The following is a 22,823-nucleotide window of genomic DNA, read 5'->3' as shown; positions in this document are numbered from 1 at the left end:
GTTAATTCACAGATTACGACATCCCGGTGAGATGGGAATTCGAGCGAATACCCGCCACTCGATCGGGTCACCCCGGTGCCATGCGACGAACACGAACCCTCATGGCTTCCCTGTTCGCGTCCGGCCTGCTGGCCGCTCCGCTGATCGCCACCGGCACGGCATCCGCCGCGCCCTCGGAGACGGACCTCGTGCTGGCGGTCTACCAGGAGGAGACCGGAGTCGACAGCACCCGGCTGACCTGCGATCCGGCTGCCGGAGAGCATCGGGCCGCGCAGGCGGCGTGCGGTGAGATCGAGGCCGCCGACGGTGATTTCACGCAGTTGGCCGGCACCGAACCGCAGGTGTGCACCTTCGACTACCGGCCGGTGACCGTGGTCGCGTTCGGCTCGTGGCGCGGCACGCCCGTGCAGTACGTGGAGGAATTCGCGAACCGGTGCGTGATGGAGCAGGAGACCGGCGCCGTTTTCTCGTTCTGACCAGGTGACCCACTGACCACCCACTACCCGTGACGACCCCGCGGCCGCACCCCGGCCGCGGGGTCGTCGCATATTTTGCCATCATTTCGCGCCCGCGCGTGAGCGGCGCCGCGCACCGGGACGATTGTGGTTGCGAAGGTGGTTAGCCCTCCGCCACGGGGGTAGGTGGGTAGGCGAGAGCACGCCGACCTTGAGGAGTCAGTCGTGGACGAGAACCAGGTGGGCGCGGTCCGCGAGACCGCCGGGCAGGAGGGCGCAGCCGTGGCTCAGCACGCCAGGCAGGCCGCCGGAGAGGTGCGTTCGACTGCGCGCGACCAGGTCGGGCAGGTGGCCCACGAGGCGACGGGCCAGGCCAAGCACGTGGTGCACGACATGCGGGAACGGGTCGCGACCGAGGCCGAGGAGCAGGCGCGCCGGGTGTCGCGGCAGATCGACCGGATCGCCGACGAGCTGGGCACGATGGCCGACGGCTCCGGCCCCGACTCGCTGACCGCGGGCGCGTTGCGCCAGGTCTCCGACGCCGGCCGGCAGGCGGCGCGCTACCTCGACGAACGGGGTGCGCGCGGGCTGCTCGACTCCGCGCAGGACTTCGCGCGGCGCAAGCCGGGCACGTTCCTGATCGGCGCGGCGGTGGCCGGTTTCCTGGTCGCCCGCGCCGCGAAGAGCATGAGCGCCGGCAACGACGACCGGCAGGCGCAGCCCCAGCGCGGGTACACCGACCACGTGCCGACCACGCCGGTGAGCACGCAGGTGAGCACGCCGACCGCGGCCCCGCTGCCGACCTCGACGCCTTCCTCGCCGTCGCCGGTGCCGCCCGAGTACGGGATGCCCGCGCCGCAGGTGCCGGCCGACCACCACGCGCCGTCCCCGCGCGCCCCCTACCAGCCGGAGGGATCGCCGTATGTCCAGCGCTGAGACCCGGATGACCGGCGATCGCGTGCCCGACGGCCAGGGGCCGGGGAGCCACGTGCCGCCGAGCCGCGCGCCGAGCGGGGGCGTGCCCGTCACGGAGCCGGTGCCGCTCGCCGGGACGGTGCCCGCGACCGGGGCCATGCCACCGACCGGCGCCGCGCCGCACCCCCGCGCCGTCCCGCCGACCGGGGCGACACCGCCGCTCGGAGCCGTGCCGCCACGAGGAGCCGTGCCGCCGGCCGACGAGGAGGAGCCCACGCTGGGCCAGCTCGTCGGTGACCTGGCCGAGGACCTGTCCCGGCTGATGCGCCAGGAGCTCGAACTCGCCAAGGCCGAGATCCGGCAGGAGGCCACCAAGGCGGGCAAGGCGGCCGGGATGCTCGGCGCGGCCGGGTTCGCCGGCTACATGACCGCGGTCCTGCTCAGCTTCGCGCTGGCGTTCGGCCTGGGCAGCTTCATGGGCCTGGGCTGGGCGACGCTCGTCGTCGCCGTGCTGTGGGGCATCGGCGGATTCGCCCTGTACTCCACCGGCCGCGCCCGACTGCGCAAGGTGAACCCCAAGCCGGAGCGCACCATCGAAACCCTGAAGGAGGACGCGGAATGGGCCCGTCACCCGACCAGATAAGGCACGACATCGACCGGACCCGCGCCGAGCTGGTGGCGGACGCGAACCGGATCGTCGACCACGCCAGGCCGCGCAACATCGCGCATCGCCGGGCCGACCGGGTCCGGCACCGGATGAGCACGTTGAAGGAGCGAGTGATGGGCACGGTTCCGGAGACCGCGACGACGGTGCAGGACCGCACGGCGGGCATGGCGAACGCGGTCGGCGAGCGCGCGCACGACGCCGCCTCCACCGTCGGCGACAAGGCGCAGCAAGCCGCGACCGCCGTCGGCGAGAAGGCGCAGGAGGCGGCGCACGCCGTGCAGCAGGCGCCCCACCAGGCACGGCAGCAGGCGCGCGGCAACCCGCTCGCGGCGGGGTTGATCGCGTTCGGCGCGGGCGCGCTGGTCGCCACGCTGATCCCGGCGACGCGGGCCGAGCAGGACGCCGTCCGGCAGCTCGGCGAACGCGCGGGCAGCGCCCTGGAGCCGGTGAAGGAGGCGCTCACGGAGTCCGCCCAGAAGTTGAAGGACGACGCGAGCGCGGTGGTCGGCGAGGCCGCCGACCAGGTCAAGCAGGTCGCGCAGGACGCCACGCAGACGACCGTGGAGCAGGCCAAGGGCTCGGCCCAGGAGGTCGGCCAGCACGCCCGCGAGGCCGGGCAGCAGGTCAAGTCCGAGGCTCGCGGCACCTGACCCCGAGCCGCCGACGGCGCCGCCCTCGACCGGGGGCCGGCGCCGTCGGCGTGCGGTTCGGCGAAAGCGTTCCATCGGTCGCCGATGGAACGGTAGCGTCCCGGCGATGACGACCGAGTTCCTGCGCGACCAGCACTTCACCACCGCGTGGTTCGGCCTCATGGCCTTCGTGTGGTTCGGCTGGGCGCAGGAGGACCCGCCGAAGGCGTGGCGCGGGTGGCTCGGCCTGGGGTCCGGCCTCGGTGTCGTGATCGCCTTGGGCTTCGGCGCGCTCACCGGCCTGAACTGGGGCGAGCCGACCGCGCTGGAAGGCAGGTACGGCTGGTTCGGCCTGCTCGTCGCGGTCGAGGTCGTCGCCGCCGGCGTCGGCGGCCTGGTCCTCGCGAGACGCCGCGCGTCCCGCTGGACGGCGTGGTGGGTGGCAGCCGTCGTGGCCGCGCACTTCCTGCCGCTCGCCGTGCTGCTGGAGGACTGGGCGGTGGCCGTCGTGGGCTTCGCCCAACTGGCCCTGCTGTGCTCCCTGCTCCCCCGCCTGCGCCGCGACGGGCTGACGAGCAGCCGGCTGGTCGGCCCGGTGATGGGCGCGACCTTGCTGCTGAGCGCCGTCGTCGGCGCGGTGGCCGCGGTGGCGCGCTGACGCGTCAGGGCTCCGCCGGCAGGTCCGCCAGGATCGGCCGGGCCACGGCGAAGGCGCGGTTCGCGGCGGGCAGGCCCGCGTAGACGCCCACCTGCAGCAGGACTTCCTTGATCTCCTCCGCCGTCACGCCGTTGCGCACCGCCGCGCGCACGTGCATCGCCAGCTCGTGCTCCTGCCCCAGGACGGCGAGCATCGCCAGCGTGACGCACGACCGCACCCGGCGGTCCAGACCCGGCCGGGTCCACACCTCGCCCCACGCGTAGCGGGTGATGAAGTCCTGGAAGTCGGCGGTGAACGCGTCGGTGTCCGCGACCGCCCGGTCCACGTGCTCGTCGCCGAGCACCTCCCGCCGCACGCGCATGCCCTCGTCGTGGCTCACAGGTGCGCCTCCAGGATCGCCGACACCTCGTCGGCGGCCTCCACGTTCGCCAGGTGCGCCCCCGGCACGAGGTGGAACGACGCGCCCGGCACCGAGTCGGCGATGAAGCGCCCGCACGCCGGCGGCGTGGCCTCGTCGGCGGTGCCCGCGATGACCGCCGTCGGCGCCTCGATCACCGGCAGCACGGACCGCAAATCCATCACCGCCAACGCCTCGCAGCACCCCGCGTAACCCTCGTCGTCCACTTCGGACAGACCGGCTTCGAACGCGGCCGCCACCTCGGGCGACCGGGCGCGGAACGCCGGGGTGAACCAGCGGGCCGCCGCGGCCGACGCCACGGCGCCGGTGCCGGCCGACCGCACGGCCGCCGCCCGGTCCAGCCACATCCGCGCGCTCGGGAACCCGGCCGCCGTGCAGCACAGCACCAGCCGCTCGATCCGCTCCGGCGCGTGCCCGGCCAGCCACATGCCGACCATGGCGCCCATCGAGACGCCGCAGTACGACACGCGGGCCAGCCCCAGCGCGTCCAGCAGCTCCAGCACGTCGTCGGCGAGGTCGTCGATCCGGTACGGGCCGGGTTCCGCCCCGGAACCGCCGTGACCGCGGTGGTCGTAGCGCAGCACCCGGAACCGCCGGTGCAGCAAGGGCAGCTGCCGGTCCCACAACGCGGTCGTGGTGCCGAGCGAGTTGCCCAGGACGAGGACCGGCGCGTCCGGCGGCCCGCTCAGCTCGTAGTGCGGCTTCACGGCCGGTTCCTCCCCCGGTGCGCCGCGAGGGCGCGGTCGGTGAACTCGCCCGCGCTGCCGGTGTACCCGGCCGGGTCGAGCGCGTCGTCTATCTCCTTCTCCGACAAGCCGATCCGCAGGTCGGCGAGCAGCGCGTCGCGCAACGACCGCCCGGCCGCCACCGCGGTGCGGCACACCTCGGCGACCAGCTCCTGCGCCTCGGACCGGCCGATCCGGTCGGCCAGCCGCACGGCCACGTTCTCGGCCATCAGCAGCCCGCCGGTCAGGTCGAGGTTGCGGCGCATCCGCTCCGGGTCGACGCGCAGCCGCGACAGCAGCTCACGGGTGCCGCGCACCGCGCCGCCGACCAGCCGCAGCAGCTCGGTGACGGTCTGCCACTCGCTGTGCCACGCGCCGGCCGCGCGTTCGTGCTCCTGCGCCATCGACGACAGCACGGTCGCCACCAGGCCCGGCACGCGGCGGGCGCACGCGGTGACGAGCACCGCGCGGACCGGGTTGTGCTTGTGCGGCATCGCCGACGACGTGCCGCCGTCGGCCTCGGCCACCTCGGCGACCTCGGTCTGCGCGAGCAGCACCACGTCCTGCGCGATCTTGGCCAGCACCCCGGACGCCTCGCCGAGCGCGCCCGCCAGCTCCGCCACCCTGGTCCGGTTGGTGTGCCAGGGGATCAGCGGCGCGACCAGGCCGAGCTGGTCGGCCAGCTGCCCGGTCAGGTCGACGCCCGAGCGCACCGCGGCCTGCGTGCCCGCGGCGCCGCCGAACTGCACGGCCAGCCGCCGCGTGCGGACCCGGGTCAGCGCCGCCTCGGCCTCGTCCACCGCGACCAGCCAGCCCGCGCACTTGAGCCCGAACGTGGTGGGCAGCGCGTGCTGGGTCAGCGTGCGGCCGGCGATCAGCGTGTCCCGGTGCCGCCGCGCGAGCCGTTCGCACTCGGCGGCCACGCCGCGCAGCCCGTCCAGGATCGGCCCGAGGGCGCGGAAGGCGACCAGCGACAACGCCGTGTCGAGCACGTCCTGGCTGGTGGCGCCGTTGTGCACGGCCGCGCGGCCCTCCGCGGTGACGTGCGCGCCGATCGCCCGGACCAGCGGCACGACCGGCGTGCCCGACGTGAGGGCGCCCTCGCCGAGGGCGACCGGGTCGTAGTGGCCGACGTCGATGGCCGTGACCACCATCCGGGCGGCCTCCTCGGTCACGATGCCGGCCCTGGCCTGCACGATCGCCAGCGCGCGTTCGAAGTCCAGCATCGCGCGCAGCCACGCGCGGTCGCACGTCTCGTCGTCCACGTCCGGGTCGGTGAACAACGTGCCCCACAGCGAGCGGGTGCCCGGTTCTCGCGGCCCGGACGACCGGCCGCCGTGCTCAGAGGTCGAAGAAGACGGTTTCATGCTCCCCTTGCAGGTGGATGTCGAAGCGGTAGCCAGGTGGCTCGCTCTCGGCGATGAGCGTGGCCCGCCTGGCCGGGTCGATCGAGGTGAGCACCGGGTCGTCGGCGTTGGCCTCCTCGTCGGGGAAGTAGATCCGCGTGACCAGTCGCACCAGCATGCCCCGGCAGAACACCGACACGTCGAGGTGGGGTGCCTGCCGGCCGTCCGCCGCCGCACCGCCGCCGGTCACGGGCAGCGGGCCCGGTTTGACGGTCAGCAGCGAGTACCGCCCCGCGGGGTCCGTGGCACTGCGGCCGAAGCCGCGGAAATCCTTCCACCGCACCGCGCCGCGCGGGTCGTCGGGGTGGTCGAACCGGCCGTCCGGGTCGGCCTGCCAGGTCTCGACCACCGCGTCCGGCACCGGCGCGCCCGCGCCGTCGTACACCGTGCCGCCGATCCGGAACGCGCCCGGCGTGCCCTCGGGGACCACGAACGGGCCGTCGGCCCACACCAGGCCGAACGAGAAGAACGGGCCGACCGTCTGCGACGGGGTCGTCTGCAGCTCACCCATCGTCGTCCTCCTCTTCCAGCGGGGTGGGGTTCTTGCCGCGCAGCACGATGTCCCACCGGTAGCCGAGCGCCCACTCGGGCACTGTGGTGCCCAGGTCGAAGCGGGCCACCATCGCCGCGCGGGCCTTCGGGTCGCGGACCGAGTTGAAGATCGGGTCCCGGGTGAGCAGCGGGTCGCCCGGGAAGTACATCTGGGTGATCAGCCGCTGGGTGAACGCGGTGCCGAACAGCGAGAAGTGGATGTGCGCGGGCCGCCAGGCGTTGTCGTGGTTGCGCCACGGGTACGCGCCGGGCTGGATCGTGGTGAGCGAGTAGCGGCCCTCGGCGTCGGTCACGACCCGGCCGACGCCGGTGAAGTTCGGGTCGAGCGGCGCGGGGTGGCGGTCGGCGTCGTGCCGGTACCGGCCGCCCGCGTTGGCCTGCCACACCTCCAGCAGGGTGCCCGCGACCGGCCGGCCGTCGCCGTCGAGCACCCGGCCGGCGACGATGATGCGCTGGCCCTGCGGCTCGCCGTCGTGGCCGAGGGTCAGGTCGTGGTCGTGCGGTCCGACGCGGTCCTCGCCGAGCAGCGGCCCGGTGATCTCGCCCAGCCGCTGCGGCAGCAGCTGGAACGGCCGGTGCGGCGCGCGCAGCACGTTGGACCGGTACTCGGGGAAGGACGCGGGCGGGTGTGACGGCGCGTCCGGCCGGTAGGTGTGCGGCTGGTGGGTCGGCACCGGGTTCTCCTGTTCTTCGCGCCGAGGGGGATCGGCCGGCGGACCGGCAGATCGGCAGGGTCGGCAGATCGGCAGGGTCGGCAGGTCAGCGGGGGTCGGCAGGTCGGCGGGTGAGTTCGCGGAGCACGGCGAGTTCGTGGTCCGTCGGCGGCTCGCCCCGGCCCAGGTCGGCGGCGACCCGCAGGTCCCACCCGGTGCGCTCGTGCGCGGTCGCCACGTCGACGCCGGGGTGCAGCTCGGTCAGCACCAGCTCGCGGGTCACCGGGTCGGGCCGCAGCACACCGAGGTCGGTGATCACCAGCTGCGGCCCGGCGCCGGTCAGGCCCAGCCGCTCCCGCTCACCCGCCCCGGACCCGAAGCCGAACGAGGTGACGAAGTCGACCCGTTCCACGAACGCCCGCTCGGTCTGCCGCACCACGACCACGACCTCGCGGCACGACGCGGCGATCTCCGGCGCGCCGCCCGCGCCGGGCAGCCGCACACCGGGGTTGCGGTAGTCGCCGCCGATCACCGTCGTGTTGATGTTGCCGAACCGGTCGAGCTGGGCCGCGCCGAGGAAGCCGACGTCGATCCGGCCGGGTTGCAGCCAGTAGTTGAAGATCTCCGGCACGCCGACCACGCTGACCGCCGTGTCGGCCAGCACGCCGTCACCGATCGACAGCGGCAGCCGGTCCGGTTTCGCGCCGATCGTGCCGGACTCGTAGACCAGGACCAGGTTCCGCGCGTGCGTGCGGCGGGCGAGGTTCGCCGCGGTGCTGGGCAACCCGATGCCGACGAAGCACACCGCGCCGTCGCGCAGCGCCCGTGCCGCCGCGACCGTCATCATCTCGTCCGAGCTGTAGTCCCCGTGGTTCACGCCACGCTCCCCAACCACCGCGCGAACCTCTCCCGGTCCCGGCTGATCTCGTCCCACGCCACGTAGAAGTCGTTGTCCCGCACCGAGTAGTCGTGCGCGTAGGACGGGTGCGCACCGCCCGGCGCCTCGGCGACGTAGTCCACCACCCACGACGGCAGCACCACCGCGCCCGGCCGCGGCTCCAGCTCGTCCACGACCTCCTCGACGGTGACCAGCGAGCGGGTCGCGGCGAGCACCGCCTCCTTCTGCACGCCCGTGATGCCCCACAGCTGCACGTTGCCGTGCCGGTCGGCGCGTTGGGCGTGCACCACGGCGGCGTCCAGCTCCAGCGCGGCGACGGCGGTCAGCACCTCGCCGGTGAACGGGCAGGTCACCGAGGCGATGTTGGCGGTCCGGCCGGGCAGGTCGGTGCCGGTGTAGCCGCGCAGCACGGCGAACGGCAGCCCGGACGCGGCGGCCACGTACCGGTTGGCCATGCCCGCGTGGCTGTGCTCCTCCAGCTCCAGCGGGCGCGGCCAGCCGTTCTGCACGGCGTCGCGGAACCGGTGCAGCGAGCCGACACCGGGGTTGCCGCCCCACGAGAACACCAGCTTGCGGGCGCAGCCCGCGCCGATGAGCTGGTCGTACAGCACGTCGGGCGTCATCCGGACCAGGGTCAGCTCACGCCGGCCCTGCCGGATCACCTCGTGCCCGGCGGCGAACGGGATCAGGTGCGTGAACCCCTCGAACGCCACGGTGTCGCCGTCGCGCACGACGTGCGCGACGGCCTCCGCGAGGGGCGCGATGGTGGCCAATCGGACCTCCGGTTGTGGGTGGCCGGAACCGGCGGTGCCGTGCGGCGAACGTGGCCGAACGCTAGGGAGCGCCGCGGAACCCGGTCAACGGGATCTTCCACTCACCGGAAGCCGGGCCCCTTGCCGTCCCGGTGTCCACGAGAGGATGCGCCGGTGCTCCGGTGCCGAGTCCGTCCGAGCCGGTCGTGCCGCTCGGCGCGGTGGGTCGGGCGTCCGGGGCGGTGAGCGCCGGGTCAGTCCGGCAGGTCCTGGCGCCGCGCCGGGTACGACGGCCACGGGCCCAGCTCCGGCAGCGGCGCGGCGGAGGTCGGCGGCTCGTCGGGCCGCCGACCGGCCAGCCAGGCGGCGAGGTCGCGCACCCCGCCGGCCACCTCCGTGCCCGCGCCCCACGACCTCGCCACGTCCGTGGCCCGCAACGACACGCCGGCGGGCAGCCTCGGCCGCAGCACGCCGACGGTGTGCACGGCGAACTCCGCGCTCCACTCGGCCGGGCGGACGCCGAGGTCCAGGTCCAGCAGGTGGATCCACACCTCGCGCCAGCGGGTGAACACCGGCGGGACCGGGTCGTCCTCGTCCGGGTCGACCGGCGCCGACCAGTCCGCGACGCCCGCCCACGCCCGTTCCAGCCGTCCGGACATCCCGGCGGTGGCGGCCCGGTGCCCGTCCGCGTCGCGCGACGCGGTGGCCTCGATGATCGCGTCCCGCTCGCCGGGTTCCCACAGCGCGACCCGCTCGCCGCGCGACCAGTGCTCGACCACCCGGCCGCGGGCGCGGGCGGCGTCGGCGAGGTGGGCCAGCACGTGCCCGCGCGTCCAGCCGGGCAGCAGCGACGGTTCCGCGACCTGCGCGTCGGTCAGGTCGGCGATCACCTCGACCAACCGGCGGTGGGCGTGCGCGACCGCGTCCAGAGGTGGCTCCACACACCCGATCCTAGTGAGCGACGAGTCGCGTTCAGGGGGCCGCTTGCAGCACCAGGAGGGTCAGGTCGTCGTGCTCCGCCTCCCCGAGCCAGTCGAACACGACGCGCCGCAGGTGGTCGGACACCGCGTCGGCCGACAGCCCGGCGCAGTCCGCCAGCGCCGCCTTCAGCCGCGCGTCGCCGAACAGCTCCTGCCGGTCGTCGTACTTGCGCGCCTCGGTCAACCCGTCGCTGTAGAGCAGCAACGTCTCCCCCGGCGCGAGGGCGACGGTCGTCTGGTTGAACCGCACCTCCGGCAGCACGCCGACGATCCCGCCGTGCACGGGCACCTCGTCCACCCGCCCGTCGGCCCGCAGCACGAGCGGCGCCGGGTGGCCCCCGGCCGCCAGGGTCAACCGCAGGCCACCGGCCTGGACGGGCATCATCGTGCCGACGACGAGGGTGGTGAACAGCCGGCTGCCCGCCGCGCGCAGAGCGGCGTTGAGCAGGTACAGCAGCTGCGCGGGCCGCTGCTCCACCACGAGCAGGGTGTGCAGGCTCTGCCGGACCCGCCCGCTGTGCACGGCGGCCTCCAGCCCGTTGCCCGCCACGTCGCCGAGCACGAAGGCCGCGCTGCCGTCCTCACGCGGGTGGACGTCGTAGAAGTCGCCGCCGACCAGCGCCCGCCGGTGCGCCGGCTCGAACACACCGGCCAGGCGTGCGCCCAGGACGTCGGGCAGGGGCGTGGGCAGCAGGTCCGCCCGCAGCACCTCCACGGTGCGCTGCCGGTCGCTGAACAGGGTGCTCGCCTCGACCGCCGCGGCGGCCCGCGCCGCGAACCGCTTGAGCAGCTCGACGTGCCACGTGCCGCCGAAGCAGATCAGCGCGCCGCCCTCGGTCAGCGGCACGGCCACGCCGACCCCGGACGCGTTCCACGGGCCCTCGCCCAGCTCGGTCAGCTCGGCGTGGTCGACCAGCCGTTCCAGCACGGCGGTGAGGCCGGGCGCGGTGCCGGCGACCTGGCGGGTGGTGCGGGCCACGACCACGTCACCGGCGGGCGTGCGCCGCCACCACTCGAGCCGGCCCCGCAGGCCGGGCAGCACCACGACGGTGTGCTCGGCGGGCGCCAGCTCGACCACGGCGCGCACGGTGGCCGCGCGTTCCGTGAGCGACGACATCCGGCGTGTCGCGTCGTCCAGGAAGTCGTCGGCGCTGCGGTAGAGGGCGACCCAGCCGTCGCCCAGCTCCTGCCGCCGGCCGCGACGGGCGCCGTCGACGCCGTCACCGGGCGGCCCGAAGGCGTCGTCGGGCAAGGTCGAACCCGTTCGGGCCTGCGGGAACAGCACGGATGCGGGAGGGTTGGCCAGCCGGACGACACCTTCCGGGTCCAGCACGACGACGGCCTCGTGGAAGCCGTCGACCACGCGACGCCACGCGTCGAGGTCGAGGCCCGTGTCGGCGCCTTGCCGGTAGCCCTGGGCCATCACGGCTCCTGTGTGTCGGGTCGACCCAACCTATCGGACAAGTTGCCACCAACAGTGGCAGGCTTGGCGCAGTTCCGCTGACATCGGAGGCTCGTGTGACGACCGCCCAGGACGACACGGACGTGACCCTGTCCCGACTGCTGACCGCGATGCGTGAGATGAAGGACGGCAACTTCCGCCGTCGTCTCGTGGTCCCCAAGAGGGTCGAGCACCGCGACGGGGTGACAGCGGAACTGGCGATGGTCTTCAACGAGATCGCCGAGCGCAACCAGTGGTTGGTGGGCGAGCTGGTGCGGGTGCGCCAGTCCGTGGGCCAGGAGGGCAGGCTGGGCGAACGGCTGGCCCCGAGCACCTCGACCGGCGGCTGGGCGACGGCGGCCGACTCGGTGAACGGCCTGGTCGACGACCTGACCAAGCCGACCGCCGAGCTGAGCCGCGTGCTCGCCGCGGTCGCCGAGGGCGACCTGTCGCAGGAGATCGTGGTGGACGCGCGCGGCGAGGTCGCCGCGCTGGTCGAGAGCTTCAACTCGATGACGGCCACGCTGCGGACGTTCGCCGGGGAGGTCACGCGGGTGGCGCGCGAGATCGGCACCGACGGCCGGTTGGGCGGCACGGCGGTCGTGCCGGGGGTGGCCGGCACGTGGAAGGACCTGACCGACTCCGTCAACTTCATGTCCGACAACCTGACCAAGCAGGTCCGCGACATCGCCCAGGTGGCGACGGCGGTGGCGCAGGGCGACCTGTCGCAGAAGATCACCGTGACGGTGGCGGGCGAGATGCTGGAGCTGAAGGACACCGTCAACACGATGGTGGACCAGCTCTCCTCGTTCGCGGACGAGGTCACGCGCGTGGCGCGCGAGGTCGGCACCGACGGCCGGCTCGGCGGCCAGGCCCAGGTGCCCGGGGTCGCGGGCACCTGGCGCGACCTCACCGACAACGTGAACTTCATGGCGAACAACCTGACGTCGCAGGTCCGCAACATCGCCCAGGTGGCCACGGCGGTGGCGCAGGGCGACCTGTCCCAGAAGATCACCGTCGACGCGCGGGGCGAGATCCTGGAGCTGAAGTCGACCATCAACACGATGGTGGACCAGCTGTCCTCCTTCGCCGACGAAGTCACACGCGTGGCACGCGAGGTCGGCACCGACGGCCGGCTCGGCGGCCAGGCCCAGGTGCCGGGCGTCGCCGGGACCTGGCGGGACCTGACCGACTCGGTGAACTTCATGGCCGGCAACCTGACGTCGCAGGTCCGCAACATCGCGCAGGTGACGACGGCGGTCGCGCAGGGCGACCTGTCCCAGAAGATCGACGTGGACGCGCGCGGCGAGATCCTCCAGCTCAAGACGACGATCAACACGATGGTCGACCAGCTGTCCTCCTTCGCCGCCGAGGTCACGCGCGTGGCCCGGGAGGTCGGCAGCGACGGGCGGCTCGGCGGCCAGGCCCAGGTGCCCGGGGTCGCCGGGACCTGGCGGGACCTCACCGACTCGGTCAACTTCATGGCCGGCAACCTGACCTCCCAGGTCCGCAACATCGCCCAGGTCGCGACGGCGGTGGCGCGCGGCGACCTGTCGCAGAAGATCACGGTGAACGCGCGCGGCGAGATCCTGGAGCTGAAGGACACCATCAACACGATGGTCGACCAGCTCTCCTCCTTCGCCGACGAAGTCACACGCGTGGCACGCGAGGTCGGCACCGACGGCCGGCTCGGCGGCCAGGCCCAGGTGCCCGGGGTCGCGGGCACCTGGCGGGACCTGACCGACTCGGTCAACTTCATGGCCAACAACCTGACGGCGCAGGTCCGGTCGATCGCCCAGGTCACGACGGCGGTGGCCGGCGGCGACCTGTCCCAGAAGATCACCGTCGACGCGCGCGGCGAGATCCTGGAGCTGAAGTCGACCATCAACACGATGGTCGACCAGCTGTCCTCCTTCGCCGACGAAGTCACACGCGTGGCACGCGAGGTCGGCACCGACGGCCGGCTCGGCGGCCAAGCCCGGGTGCCCGGGGTCGCCGGCACGTGGAAAGACCTCACGGACAACGTCAACGTCATGGCCGACAACCTGTCCACGCAGGTCAGGTCCATCGCGGCGGTGGCGACGGCGGTCGCGGGCGGCGACCTGTCCAAGAAGATCGCGGTCGAGGCCAAGGGCGAGGTCGCCGCGCTGGCGGACACCATCAACGGCATGGTGGACACGCTGCGCGCGTTCGCCGACGAGGTCACCCGCGTGTCGCGCGAGGTCGGCACCGAGGGCATCCTCGGCGGCCAGGCCCGCGTGCCGAACGTGGCGGGCACCTGGAAGGACCTCACCGAGAACGTCAACTTCATGGCCAACAACCTGACCTCGCAGGTCCGCAACATCGCCCAGGTCACGACCGCGGTGGCGTTGGGCGACCTGTCGAAGAAGATCGACGTCGACGCGCGCGGCGAGATCCTGGAGCTGAAGACCACCATCAACACGATGGTCGACCAGCTCTCCTCGTTCGCCCAAGAGGTCACGCGCGTGGCCCGGGAAGTCGGCACCGAGGGCAAGCTCGGCGGCCAGGCCGAGGTGGAAGGCGTCTCGGGCACCTGGAAGCGGCTCACCGAGAACGTCAACGAGCTGGCCGGGAACCTGACCCGGCAGGTCCGCGCGATCGCGGTGGTGGCGACCGCGGTGACCGCGGGCGACCTGACCCGGCAGATCACCGTCGACGCCTCCGGCGAGGTCGCCGACCTCAAGGACAACATCAACCGGATGATCGGCAACCTGAGGGCGTCCACCCGCGCCAACCAGGAGCAGGACTGGCTGAAGACGAACCTGGCCAGGCTGTCCGGCCAGATGCAGGGCCACCGGGACCTCAACGCCATGGCGTCGCTGGTGATCAGCGAGCTGACGCCGCTGGTGTCGGCGCAGCACGGCGCGTTCTTCCTCGCCGACCCCGAGTCCAACGCCCTGGACCTCACCGCGGCCTACGGGTACTCGCCGCGCGGCGGCCGGCCCACCCGGTTCACGCGCGGCGAGTCGTTGATCGGGCAGGTCGCGGTGGAGAAGAAGACCGTGCTGGTCACCGACGTGCCGCCCGGGTACATCGAGATCGGCTCCGGGCTCGGGTCGGCGCCACCGGCGAACCTGGTGATCCTGCCGATCGTGTTCCAGGGCGAGACGCTCGGCGTGATCGAGCTGGGGTCGTTCGGCGAGTTCACCGAAGTGCACCTGGACCTGTTGGACCAGCTCAAGGAGAACATCGGCGTCAACCTGAACACGATGCTCGCGAACGCCCGGACCGACAGCCTGCTGGTCGAGTCGCAGCGGCTGACCGAGGAGCTGCGGGCCGGATCGGTCGAGCTGGAGGCGCGGGCGCGGCAGCTGTCGTCGGCGTCGAAGTACAAGTCCGAGTTCATGGCGAACATGTCCCACGAGCTGCGCACCCCGCTGAACAGCCTGCTGATCCTGGCGAAGCTGCTGGCGGACAACCTGGACGGCAACCTGAACCCGAAGCAGGTGGAGTTCGCCAAGACCATCCACTCCTCCGGCACGGACCTGCTGCAGCTGATCGACGACATCCTGGACCTCACCAAGGTCGAGGCCGGGCACATGCAGGTGCAGACGGACCCGGTGCACGTGACCGACGTCGTCGGGTACGTCGAGGCGCTCACCTCGCCGCTGGCCGCGGAGAAGGGGTTGGCGTTCGAGGTCGTGGTGGCGCCGGACGTGCCGTCCACCCTGCACACCGACGAGCACCGGTTGCAGCAGATCCTGCGGAACCTGCTGTCGAACGCGGTGAAGTTCACCCACGACGGTGAGATCAAGCTGCGGATCCGGGTCGTCGAGGGCTCGATCGCGTTCGACGTGCAGGACACCGGCATCGGCATCCCGGCGGACAAGCTGTCGGTGATCTTCGAGGCGTTCCAGCAGGCGGACGGCACGACGTCGCGGAAGTACGGCGGCACCGGGCTGGGCCTGTCGATCAGCCGGGAGCTGGCGGCGCTGCTCGACGGTCGGCTGGACGTCCGGTCCGAACCGGGCATCGGGTCGACGTTCACCCTGTACCTGCCGTTGGCGGAACAGGGCCTGGTGCCGGCGGTCGAGGTGGAGCCGGAGGTCGTGCCGGAGCTGCTGACGCCCGCCGACCACGCCACGCAGTCGCTCGTCGCGCCGTCGGAGCTGCCGCCCGCGCCGATGCGGTTCCACGGCGAGAAGGTGCTGATCGTCGACGACGACCTGCGCAACGTGTTCGCGTTGACGAGCGTGCTGGAGCTGCACGGGCTGCAGGTGATCTACGCGGACAACGGGATCACCGGTGTGCGGGCGCTGGAGCAGTACGACGACGTGACGCTGGTGCTGATGGACATCATGATGCCGGAGCTGGACGGCAACGCCACCATGGCCGCGATCCGGGCGATGTCGCGGTACGAGGACCTGCCGGTGATCGCGGTGACGGCCAAGGCGATGAAGGGCGACCGGGAGAAGTCGCTCGCCTCGGGGGCCACGGACTACGTGACCAAGCCGGTGGACACGGAGCACCTGCTGCGCCTGATCGCCTTCTACCTGGGCCTGGAACAGGACTGACCCGAGAGTCCAACCTCCACGCCGCGCGTGTCCAACGTTCGCGGCGTGAGAGTCCTACGTTCGGGATGGGTGTGTCCTACGTTCAGAACGCGCGTGTCCTACGTTCGGGATAGGTGAGTTGAACGTTCGGCGGTCGGTGTGGTGGTGCGGGCGGCTCGATTTGACATGGGGCCCTTACGGGCGCTCCAGGCAGGCCAAAGCCGGGCAGGCCTGGCGGATAGAGCGCCCGCCAAGCCTGTCCGGCTTCGACCAGCCTAAAGCACCCGAACCCATGTCAAATCGGGCCTCGGTGGGGTGGTGGCGGGTCCGTTGGGGACGGGGTGAGGGGCGGGGTCAGGGGTGGAGTGAGGGGCGGGGCGGGTGGGTGTGGGGGCGGGGTGAGGGTGAAGGTGGGGTGAGGGTGGGTGGGGTCAGGTCAGGGCGGTGATCAGGCGGTGGCAGCGGAGGGGGTCTTCGGTCAGGCCGGCGGCCAAGCCCCACAGCCAGTAGTCGACGGCGCGGAAGATGGTCCAGTTGCGGGCGTGGTCGGGGGCGAGGTCGGCGGCAGCGGTGGCGATGTGCAGGTGTTCGACGATCGCGGCGTCGTCCGGCATGTCGTCCAGCCTGGTCCAGAGGACCCTCGCCAGGTCGTAGGCGATGTCGCCGCGCAGCAGGATCGGGTCCACGGTCAGCCAGGGCTCGCGCGTCGCGGCCAGGACCTGGGCCGAGTGCAGGTCGCCGTTGACGGCGAGCGTCGAGTCGGTCGTCACCAGGGTCGCCACGGCCTCCTGCCCCGCGCGCAGGAACGCGCGGTCGAAGGGGCGGGATTGGCGCAGCCAGTCCGGTTCCAGGCTGTCGGCTCGGGCGAGGGCCAGGTCGGCCGTCGAACGGGCGGTCGGCGGGGCCGGCACGGCGAGGCGGCGGGCCATCGCGCCCAGCACCGCCATGGCCTCCTCGGACGGCAGGTCCACGGCGCTGTGGTGCAGGTCCAGGCGTTCCAGGAGCATGACGCCGGCGGTCGGGTCGGCGTCGACCAGCTGCACGGTGCCCCTCCCCCGCCAGAAGCGCAGCGCCTCGACGTGCGCCGTCACGTCCTCGCTCGGCGCGTTCACGCGCAGCACGAGGGGGACGCCCGCGCGGGTCACCGGGATGACCAGGGCGTGCGAGCCGTGCCGGGTGTCGCCGTCGGGGCGCAGGTCCCAGGTGTCCAGGTGGTGCTCGATGGCGGCGGGGAGGTTCGCCAGCCAGGTCCGGTCGCGCGGGATCGGCGAGTCGCGGAACGTCTCCGGGATCACGCGGTCGTCGTGGCCGACTCGACGGTCTCGTGGATGTGCATGACCTCGGTCAACTCGGTCAGGCGGAACAGCTTGTGCACGGAGGGCTGCATCGACGCCATCCGGAACTCGCCGCCCGCGCCGTCCAGTCTGCGGTGCCAGTCGAGCATCAGGGACAGGCCCGTCGTGTCCATGAACGGCACCTCGCTCAGGTCCACCACGACGTTGCCCGTGCTCTCCTCGAGGCGGTCGGACAGCACGGGGACCGTGTCCGCGTCCAGTTCGCCCGACACCGCGACGACCGTCCAGCCGCCCCGCACCTCACTGCGCACCTGCAACTCCATGGTGCACGAGCCTAGCCACCGGACAGGTCCCGTGCCGATACCGCATCACGACGCGCCGATCACCCGCGCGCCGTCGAACGCGGCCGAAGAGCCGGTCGGCGCGACCGCCCGGTGCCGCGACGGGTGGATGTGCGACCATGCGGTGACGGCCGATCAACGGGGAGCGGATGTGCGCAACGAGCCAGCGGCGCCGGTGGCCGTGACGCTGCCCGCCTCAGCGGGCGCATCGGCGCAAGCCCGCCAGGTGGTGGGTGACGCGGCGGTGGCCTGGGGACTGTCGGACGACGCCGCCGACGACGCCGCCCTGGTGGTCACGGAACTCGTGTCCAACGCGGTGGACCACGCGACGGGCCCGGTGGGGCTGACCGTGTCGCGGACCGACTCCGGGCTGCGGATCGAGGTGGCCGACGAGTCGTCCGCCCCGCCCCAGCCGAGACCCGTGCAGGTCGACTCGGCACGGGGGCGCGGGCTGATCATCGTGGCCGCCCTGAGCCGGTCGTGGGGCACCGAGCCGACCGCCGACGGCAAGGTCGTGTGGGCCGAGCTGGACGGCTGACACGCCCCGACCGGGCAGGGACCGGCCGGGGCGCTGCGGCGGGGTCAGGCAGCTCGTGGCGCGCTGACGCCGCGGCGGGTCACGACGAGCGTGCCGGCGGTGGTTGCGCAGGAGCACGGCCCGTGACGCGTCGTGTCACCGTGGTTCCCCCTCCAGCCGCCCCGGCAGGGGTGAGGCGGCCCTGTCCCACTGTGGGGCGACGCCCGGGCGGGAACAACCAGGGCAGTGGTCCGTAGGGGTACGGCACTTATTCGACGCCCGGAGGCCCCTGGGGTGGGAGTCGCGAGGTCGTCCGCGCACGAGAAAGGGCCGCCCTCGTCGAGAGGGCGGCCCTCGTCCGTCTTCGGGCCACTACTGGCCTTCGCGGAAACGGTCCAGGCCTTCCTTCGCCTTGTCCGTCCCCTTCCGGATGTGCTCGGAGTGCTCGCCTCCGGTGCGTTCGTCGACGAACTGGCCGGCCTTGTCGAGACCCTCGTCGGCCTTGTCGCCGTGCTGGCCGAGAGCGTCCTTGGCCTTGCCCTTCAAGTCTTCGAACTTGTCGCCAATGCCCATCTGCGCTCGAACCTCCTCAGGGTGTCCCTCGTGGACACTCCACAAGAAGGGCTACCGCCGTGGTCGGCCGTTGATGCGCGAGGACCGACAACTCACCCGGAAGAGTCAGGTGGGCGAGGCCGGGTCTCAGACCAGCTGGACGGAGACGGCGTGCGGGCCCTTGGCGCCCTCGCCGACCTCGTACCGGACCGCCTGGTTCTCGGCGAGACCGCGGTGGTCGTAGTCCTGGATCTCCGAGTAGTGCAGGAACAGGTCGGAGCCGCCGCCCTCGGGCGTGATGAAACCGAAGCCCTTGGCCCCGCTGAACCACTTGATCCGGCCCTGCGTCATTCGCGTGCTCCTGCCTGGTAGGACGCGACGGCCGCGTCCTGGTACGGGTAGTCGGGCACGCGGTGCTCGGCCGCACGCTGGTCCTGCGCCCGCTCGTTGCGCGTGCGCACGGGGGCGCCGTCCTCGGGCGGGTCGGGCAGGCCGAGCATCAGCAGCAGCTCGCGGCAGTCGTTCGCGTCGACCGAGTTGTCGGCGACGGTCCGGGCGGCCTGGTTGCGCTGGACGGTTTCGGCCCTGTCGGCCGCGGCCCTCGCGTCGGCGAAGCCGACCGCGGCACCCTGTGATCGACCAGGTCTGGTCTGCGTCATGACGAGCCCGCCTCCCCTGCCGGCAGGGCCGCGCCACGCGTCGAGGGAGCGTGGTGGATCGGACCGGCGTGCCTGCGGGCCGTAGGGGTAGATGATGTGAACGGATGGTCCGGCGACAAGCCGGTGCTCCCGTCCCCGGCCCTGGGATGCGGCCGGACTGGGTCGGGGACCGCGCCGACCGAGTGCCGACAGCTCGTGCCCCAACCAGTGGGACTCTACTCCACGGTCACCCGTCGAACGAGCACGACCACGTCTCGTCAGGTTCCAACCAACTACGGAGGTGTCTTGCCAAGAACCGCCGACTCGCGCTTGACTTGCTGCGCTTCGTCGGAGGTCGACCGGAGGTGGACGTGGTCAACGTCAGAGTCGCGGTGGTCGGTGCGCTGATCGGGCTGGTCGGCCTGGCGGCTCCCGCCGCCGCCGCGCCGCAGGCCGTCGCGCTGCCCGTGGTCGACATGGAGGCCGTGCTCAAGGCCGCGCAGATCGACCCGCGCCGGGCCGACTCGGCGATCACGCCGGGCAGCGGCGACAGCGTGCGGCTGGTGGAACGGGCGCTCGCCGCGGAGGGGCACCTGGCCTCGACGTACGTGGACGGGCACTTCGGCACCCGGACGATCGACGCCTACGCGGCCTACCAGCGCTCGCTCGGCTACACCGGCCTCGACGCGTCCGGGATGCCCGGACCCACCTCGTTGCGGCTGCTCGGCGAGACGACCTACACGGTGACCCGCGTGGTGTCGGCGGGCAGCCGGGTGACCTACCGCAGCGCGTTGATGAACACCCGCACGAAGGCCATGCTGGTCGAGGCGGAACGGCTGCTCGGCCGGTCGCTCGGCATCACCCAGGGCTCCTACAACCCGGGCGGCGTGCCGGGCTCGGCGGGCACCCACGACGGCGGCGGCGCGCTGGACATCTCGGTGTCGGGCATGACCGCGACGACGCGCACCACCGTGGCCCGAGTGCTGCGCCAGGTCGGGTTCGCGGCGTGGGTCCGCACGCCCGCGCAGGGCTTCGACTACCACATCCACGCGATCGCACTGGCCGACCCGGACCTGTCCACCGGCGCGCGCAACCAGGCAGGCGACTACTACCTCGGCTTCAACGGGCTGGCCGACCGGGGCGCGGACGACGGGCCCGCGGTGAGCCCGAAGCGGACGTGGGAGGAGTACCAGCGGCTCTAAGATGGCCGCATGGCCGTCCGAACGGGGTCGCGATGAGCAACGTGGAGACCGACCCGTCCGAGCTGATCTGCGAGAGCGCGTCCGGCGTCGCGGCGGTCGAGGTCCTCGGCCCCCGCGACGTGCCGCTGGGCGGGCCGCGGGCGATGACCGTGCGGCGCACGTTGCCGCAGCGGTCGCGGTCGATGATCGGCGCGTGGTGCTTCGCCGACCACTACGGGCCGGACGACGTGTCGGTCAGCGGCGGGATGGACGTCGCGCCGCACCCGCACACCGGGTTGCAGACCGCGAGCTGGCTGTTCAGCGGCGAGATCGAGCACCGCGACAGCCTCGGCGTGCACGCGGTGGTGCGGCCGGGCGAGCTGAACCTGATGACGGCCGGGCACGGCATCTGCCACTCCGAGGTGTCGACGCCGGGGACGTCCGTGCTGCACGGCGTGCAGCTGTGGATCGCGCTGCCCGACGCCCACCGCGACGCGCCCCGCGACTTCCAGCACTACGCGCCCGAGGCGGTGGCGTTGACCGGCGCGTCCGCCAGGGTGTTCCTGGGCACGGTCGCGGGCCGGACGTCGCCGGTGCGCACGTTCACGCCGTTGCTGGGCGCGGAACTCGTGCTGGAGCCCGGCGCGCGGCTGGCGCTCGACGTGGACGCGGCGTTCGAGCACGGCGTGCTGGTCGACGTCGGCGCGGTGGAGCTCGGCGGCACGGCGTTGGCGGGCGGCGCGCTCGGCTACGTCGGTCCGGGGCCGGAGGTGCTGCACCTGGCCAACGTCGCCGACACCCCGGCCCGGGTCGTCCTGCTCGGCGGCGAGCCGCTGGGCGAGGACCTGGTGATGTGGTGGAACTTCGTCGGCCGCAGCCACGAGGAGATCGCCCGCTTCCGCGACCAGTGGCAGGCGGGATCGGAGCGCTTCGGCCGGGTCGAGGGCTACCCGGGCGACCGGCTGCCCGCCCCGCCGCTGCCGACGGGCCGGCTGCGCCCGCGCGGCAACCCGCCACCGGCCTGATCAGGGCCGGTCGAGCAGGGCGGTGGCGATGGCGACCTGGACCGGGTTCAGCGCGGTCTCGCCGTCTGCCACGTCCCACAGCGCGTTCTGCAGCACGCGGCCCAGCGTCCACGCGGTGGCGCGGTCCCGGTCGAGGCCCAGCACGTCGGTGAGCAGGTCGAAGCGGCGGGTCACGGCCCGTGCCACGTCGCCGGTGGCGACCACGGCGTCCCAGCGGTTGTCCAGCGCGGGCAGCAGGTCGAAGCCGGGGTCGCCGGCCGGCGGCTCCGGGTCGATCGCCGGCCACGGCTCGCGGTCGCCCGCCAGCACGTTGTCGTAGTGCAGGTCCCAGTGCAGCAGCCGGTCGCCCGCCTCGCCCACCACCTCGGCCACGGCGGACGCGCACGTGCGCAGCAGGTCCCGGTCGGCCGCCGAGCGCAGCGCGGGCGCCGCGGCCGGCGCCTGGTCGAGCAGGGCGCGGGCGATGTCGGCCAGCCGCCGCACGCCCGGCGGCGCGGGGACGGCGACCAGGCGTGCCAGCAGGTCGGCGAGGATCCGCAGCACGACCGCGTCGTCGGCCACCGAGGACAGCGGGCGGCTCGCGTCCAGCCGTTCCAGCAGCATGGCGCCCGGCTCGTCGGCGAGCAGCCGGACCACGCCGTCGCCGTCCCACGTGCGCAGCCCGACCGGCGCGGCGGCGTTGTCCTCGGTGACGGGTTGGAGCTTGAGCACGGCGGGGGTGCCGTCCGCGCGCACGACCGGCAGCGCGGCGAGCCACGCGCGGCCCCGGTCGGTGCGGTGGTAGGACGCCGTCAGCGCCTCCGGGACGATCACGGGCGCGGCTCGTACATGATCACGGCCACGCCGACCAGGCAGATCGCCGCGCCGGCGTAGTCCCACCGGTCGGGCCGGAACTTGTCCACCACCACGCCCCAGGCCAGCGACCCGGCCACGAACACCCCGCCGTACGCGGCGAGGATGCGGCCGAAGTGCGCGTCGGGCTGCCACGTGGCCACGAACCCGTACAGGCCGAGCGCCGCCACGCCCGCGCCGATCCAGAGCAGGCCGCGGTGCTCGCGCACGCCCTGCCACACCAGCCACGCGCCGCCGATCTCGGCGAACGCGGCCAGCAGGAACAACACCAGCGAGCGGACCACGGTCATGGCCGCGACGATAGCCCGCGACCACGACCGCCACGACGCCGTGGACGGGTGCTCGACGTCGGCTGCGGCAACGGCCGGATCAGTCGGCTGGTGGCGCCGCGGGTCGCGCACGGCACGGGCATCGACCTGTCCGGCCCGACGCCCGCCCGCGCGCGAGCGAGTCCCCTGCGTCTTCCGCGGCCTGGCCGAGCCGGTGGGCGTGCCGGCGGACCGGGTCGAGGCCCTGGTCGCCACCGTGCTGCACGGCGCCACGCCGCGCTGACGCCGGGACGTCGCGGCCGATCGGGGTAACGACCCGTCGACCATTGCCGCACCGGCCGCCTGCGTGACGCAGAACACTGTGATCCCAAGGCTCGGACTCGGCGCGTTTTCGCCGCAACGGCATGTTTAAGCGCGTTTCACCACTCTGGCGGAGCACCTGGCACGCGGCGCACCCGGCGAACCGGACGGTGCCGCCCCGGCGGACCGG

26 protein-coding genes are annotated in these 22,823 nt (G+C 73.2%); 10 read left to right on the top strand and 16 right to left on the bottom strand.

Annotated elements, in window-relative coordinates; translation table 11 throughout:
• The first annotated feature begins 101 nt into the window (after positions 1-101).
• From IOD16_RS10885 to IOD16_RS10865, 5 genes are all read left to right on the top strand, one after another.
• Complete coding sequence (locus tag IOD16_RS10885) at positions 102-476, top strand: SSI family serine proteinase inhibitor (RefSeq protein WP_170185003.1); 375 nt, start codon at positions 102-104, stop codon at positions 474-476.
• 204 nt (positions 477-680) lie between these two features.
• On the top strand, positions 681-1,391 hold the full coding sequence (locus IOD16_RS10880; protein ID WP_201439929.1) for a hypothetical protein: 711 nt from the start codon (positions 681-683) through the stop codon (positions 1,389-1,391).
• Positions 1,378-2,013, top strand: a complete 636-nt coding sequence (locus IOD16_RS10875) for a phage holin family protein (protein WP_236594887.1) — start codon at positions 1,378-1,380, stop codon at positions 2,011-2,013. The genes IOD16_RS10880 and IOD16_RS10875 overlap by 14 nt, the downstream gene beginning before the upstream one ends.
• Positions 1,989-2,687: a DUF3618 domain-containing protein gene (locus IOD16_RS10870; RefSeq protein ID WP_201439928.1), complete on the top strand. Its 699-nt coding sequence runs from the start codon at positions 1,989-1,991 to the stop codon at positions 2,685-2,687. Before IOD16_RS10875 ends, IOD16_RS10870 begins: the two co-directional genes overlap by 25 nt.
• Positions 2,688-2,793: 106 nt before the next feature.
• Positions 2,794-3,324 (top strand): hypothetical protein, encoded by a 531-nt coding sequence (locus IOD16_RS10865; protein WP_201439927.1) that lies wholly within the window; start codon positions 2,794-2,796, stop codon positions 3,322-3,324.
• Between the two features lie 4 nt (positions 3,325-3,328).
• Here the strand turns inward: IOD16_RS10865 and pcaC are convergent, their stop codons facing one another.
• From pcaC to IOD16_RS10820, 9 genes are all read right to left on the bottom strand, one after another.
• Positions 3,329-3,685, bottom strand: a complete 357-nt coding sequence (gene pcaC, locus IOD16_RS10860) for a 4-carboxymuconolactone decarboxylase (RefSeq protein WP_123747852.1) — start codon at positions 3,683-3,685, stop codon at positions 3,329-3,331.
• A gap of 14 nt (positions 3,686-3,699) precedes the next feature.
• A complete protein-coding gene (pcaD, locus tag IOD16_RS10855) occupies positions 3,700-4,449 on the bottom strand; it encodes a 3-oxoadipate enol-lactonase (protein WP_201439926.1) in 750 nt (249 codons plus the stop codon).
• Positions 4,446-5,834: a 3-carboxy-cis,cis-muconate cycloisomerase gene (gene pcaB, locus IOD16_RS10850; RefSeq protein ID WP_201439925.1), complete on the bottom strand. Its 1,389-nt coding sequence runs from the start codon at positions 5,832-5,834 to the stop codon at positions 4,446-4,448. The genes pcaD and pcaB overlap by 4 nt, the downstream gene beginning before the upstream one ends.
• Positions 5,809-6,384 carry a protocatechuate 3,4-dioxygenase subunit alpha gene (pcaG, locus tag IOD16_RS10845; protein ID WP_201439924.1) on the bottom strand — a complete coding sequence of 192 codons (576 nt, stop codon included), beginning with the start codon at positions 6,382-6,384 and terminating at the stop codon, positions 5,809-5,811. The genes pcaB and pcaG overlap by 26 nt, the downstream gene beginning before the upstream one ends.
• Positions 6,377-7,099 carry a protocatechuate 3,4-dioxygenase subunit beta gene (gene pcaH, locus IOD16_RS10840; protein WP_201439923.1) on the bottom strand — a complete coding sequence of 241 codons (723 nt, stop codon included), beginning with the start codon at positions 7,097-7,099 and terminating at the stop codon, positions 6,377-6,379. The genes pcaG and pcaH overlap by 8 nt, the downstream gene beginning before the upstream one ends.
• 85 nt (positions 7,100-7,184) lie before the next feature.
• On the bottom strand, positions 7,185-7,925 hold the full coding sequence (locus tag IOD16_RS10835) for a CoA-transferase subunit beta (RefSeq protein ID WP_201441305.1): 741 nt from the start codon (positions 7,923-7,925) through the stop codon (positions 7,185-7,187).
• Between the two features lie 26 nt (positions 7,926-7,951).
• The gene (locus IOD16_RS10830; RefSeq protein ID WP_201439922.1) at positions 7,952-8,749 is read right to left on the bottom strand and encodes a CoA transferase subunit A; all 798 of its coding nucleotides are present in this window, start codon (positions 8,747-8,749) and stop codon (positions 7,952-7,954) included.
• Positions 8,750-8,982: 233 nt separating this feature from the next.
• Complete coding sequence (locus IOD16_RS10825; RefSeq protein WP_236594886.1) at positions 8,983-9,669, bottom strand: maleylpyruvate isomerase family mycothiol-dependent enzyme; 687 nt, start codon at positions 9,667-9,669, stop codon at positions 8,983-8,985.
• Positions 9,670-9,700: 31 nt separating this feature from the next.
• Positions 9,701-11,131 carry a PP2C family protein-serine/threonine phosphatase gene (locus tag IOD16_RS10820; protein ID WP_201439921.1) on the bottom strand — a complete coding sequence of 477 codons (1,431 nt, stop codon included), beginning with the start codon at positions 11,129-11,131 and terminating at the stop codon, positions 9,701-9,703.
• 95 nt (positions 11,132-11,226) lie between these two features.
• Here IOD16_RS10820 and IOD16_RS10815 point away from each other — a divergent pair, with 95 nt between their 5' ends.
• Entirely contained in the window at positions 11,227-15,684 is a 4,458-nt protein-coding gene (locus IOD16_RS10815) for a HAMP domain-containing protein (protein WP_442978099.1), read from the top strand.
• 410 nt (positions 15,685-16,094) lie between these two features.
• Here the strand turns inward: IOD16_RS10815 and IOD16_RS10810 are convergent, their stop codons facing one another.
• Positions 16,095-16,958 (bottom strand): aminoglycoside phosphotransferase family protein, encoded by an 864-nt coding sequence (locus IOD16_RS10810; RefSeq protein WP_201439920.1) that lies wholly within the window; start codon positions 16,956-16,958, stop codon positions 16,095-16,097.
• Positions 16,955-17,281, bottom strand: a complete 327-nt coding sequence (locus IOD16_RS10805) for an STAS domain-containing protein (protein WP_201439919.1) — start codon at positions 17,279-17,281, stop codon at positions 16,955-16,957. The genes IOD16_RS10810 and IOD16_RS10805 overlap by 4 nt, the downstream gene beginning before the upstream one ends.
• Before the next feature lie 169 nt (positions 17,282-17,450).
• On the opposite strand from IOD16_RS10805, the gene IOD16_RS10800 reads away from it, so the two are divergent.
• Complete coding sequence (locus tag IOD16_RS10800; protein ID WP_123747856.1) at positions 17,451-17,837, top strand: ATP-binding protein; 387 nt, start codon at positions 17,451-17,453, stop codon at positions 17,835-17,837.
• Between the two features lie 351 nt (positions 17,838-18,188).
• On the opposite strand, the gene IOD16_RS10795 is transcribed toward IOD16_RS10800, so the two are convergent.
• The 3 genes from IOD16_RS10795 to IOD16_RS10785 form a co-directional block, all read right to left on the bottom strand.
• Complete coding sequence (locus tag IOD16_RS10795; RefSeq protein WP_123742420.1) at positions 18,189-18,389, bottom strand: antitoxin; 201 nt, start codon at positions 18,387-18,389, stop codon at positions 18,189-18,191.
• Positions 18,390-18,515: 126 nt separating this feature from the next.
• Entirely contained in the window at positions 18,516-18,719 is a 204-nt protein-coding gene (locus tag IOD16_RS10790; protein ID WP_123742421.1) for a cold-shock protein, read from the bottom strand.
• Positions 18,716-19,027, bottom strand: coding sequence for a hypothetical protein (locus tag IOD16_RS10785; protein WP_123742422.1), 312 nt, complete (start codon positions 19,025-19,027; stop codon positions 18,716-18,718). Before IOD16_RS10785 ends, IOD16_RS10790 begins: the two co-directional genes overlap by 4 nt.
• Positions 19,028-19,371: 344 nt before the next feature.
• Here IOD16_RS10785 and IOD16_RS10780 point away from each other — a divergent pair, with 344 nt between their 5' ends.
• Together IOD16_RS10780 and IOD16_RS10775 are read left to right on the top strand one after the other, a co-directional pair.
• A complete protein-coding gene (locus IOD16_RS10780; protein WP_442978098.1) occupies positions 19,372-20,208 on the top strand; it encodes a peptidoglycan-binding domain-containing protein in 837 nt (278 codons plus the stop codon).
• A 32-nt stretch (positions 20,209-20,240) separates the two neighbouring features.
• On the top strand, positions 20,241-21,212 hold the full coding sequence (locus IOD16_RS10775; protein WP_201439917.1) for a pirin family protein: 972 nt from the start codon (positions 20,241-20,243) through the stop codon (positions 21,210-21,212).
• Here IOD16_RS10775 and IOD16_RS10770 read toward each other — a convergent pair whose 3' ends face one another.
• Positions 21,213-22,067, bottom strand: a complete 855-nt coding sequence (locus IOD16_RS10770; protein ID WP_442978118.1) for an aminoglycoside phosphotransferase family protein — start codon at positions 22,065-22,067, stop codon at positions 21,213-21,215.
• Complete coding sequence (locus IOD16_RS10765) at positions 22,022-22,354, bottom strand: YnfA family protein (protein ID WP_201439915.1); 333 nt, start codon at positions 22,352-22,354, stop codon at positions 22,022-22,024. Before IOD16_RS10765 ends, IOD16_RS10770 begins: the two co-directional genes overlap by 46 nt.
• Between IOD16_RS10765 and IOD16_RS40065 the strand changes: the two genes are divergently transcribed.
• Entirely contained in the window at positions 22,262-22,645 is a 384-nt protein-coding gene (locus IOD16_RS40065; RefSeq protein ID WP_201439914.1) for a class I SAM-dependent methyltransferase, read from the top strand. The genes IOD16_RS10765 and IOD16_RS40065 overlap by 93 nt on opposite strands.
• Positions 22,646-22,823: the final 178 nt, after the last annotated feature.

This window comes from Saccharothrix sp. 6-C, assembly GCF_016695385.1.
Classification (GTDB): Bacteria; Actinomycetota; Actinomycetes; order Mycobacteriales; family Pseudonocardiaceae; genus Actinosynnema; species Actinosynnema texasense.
Note: the sequence above shows the minus strand (reverse complement) of the source record. Positions and strands in the feature narration are given on the sequence as shown.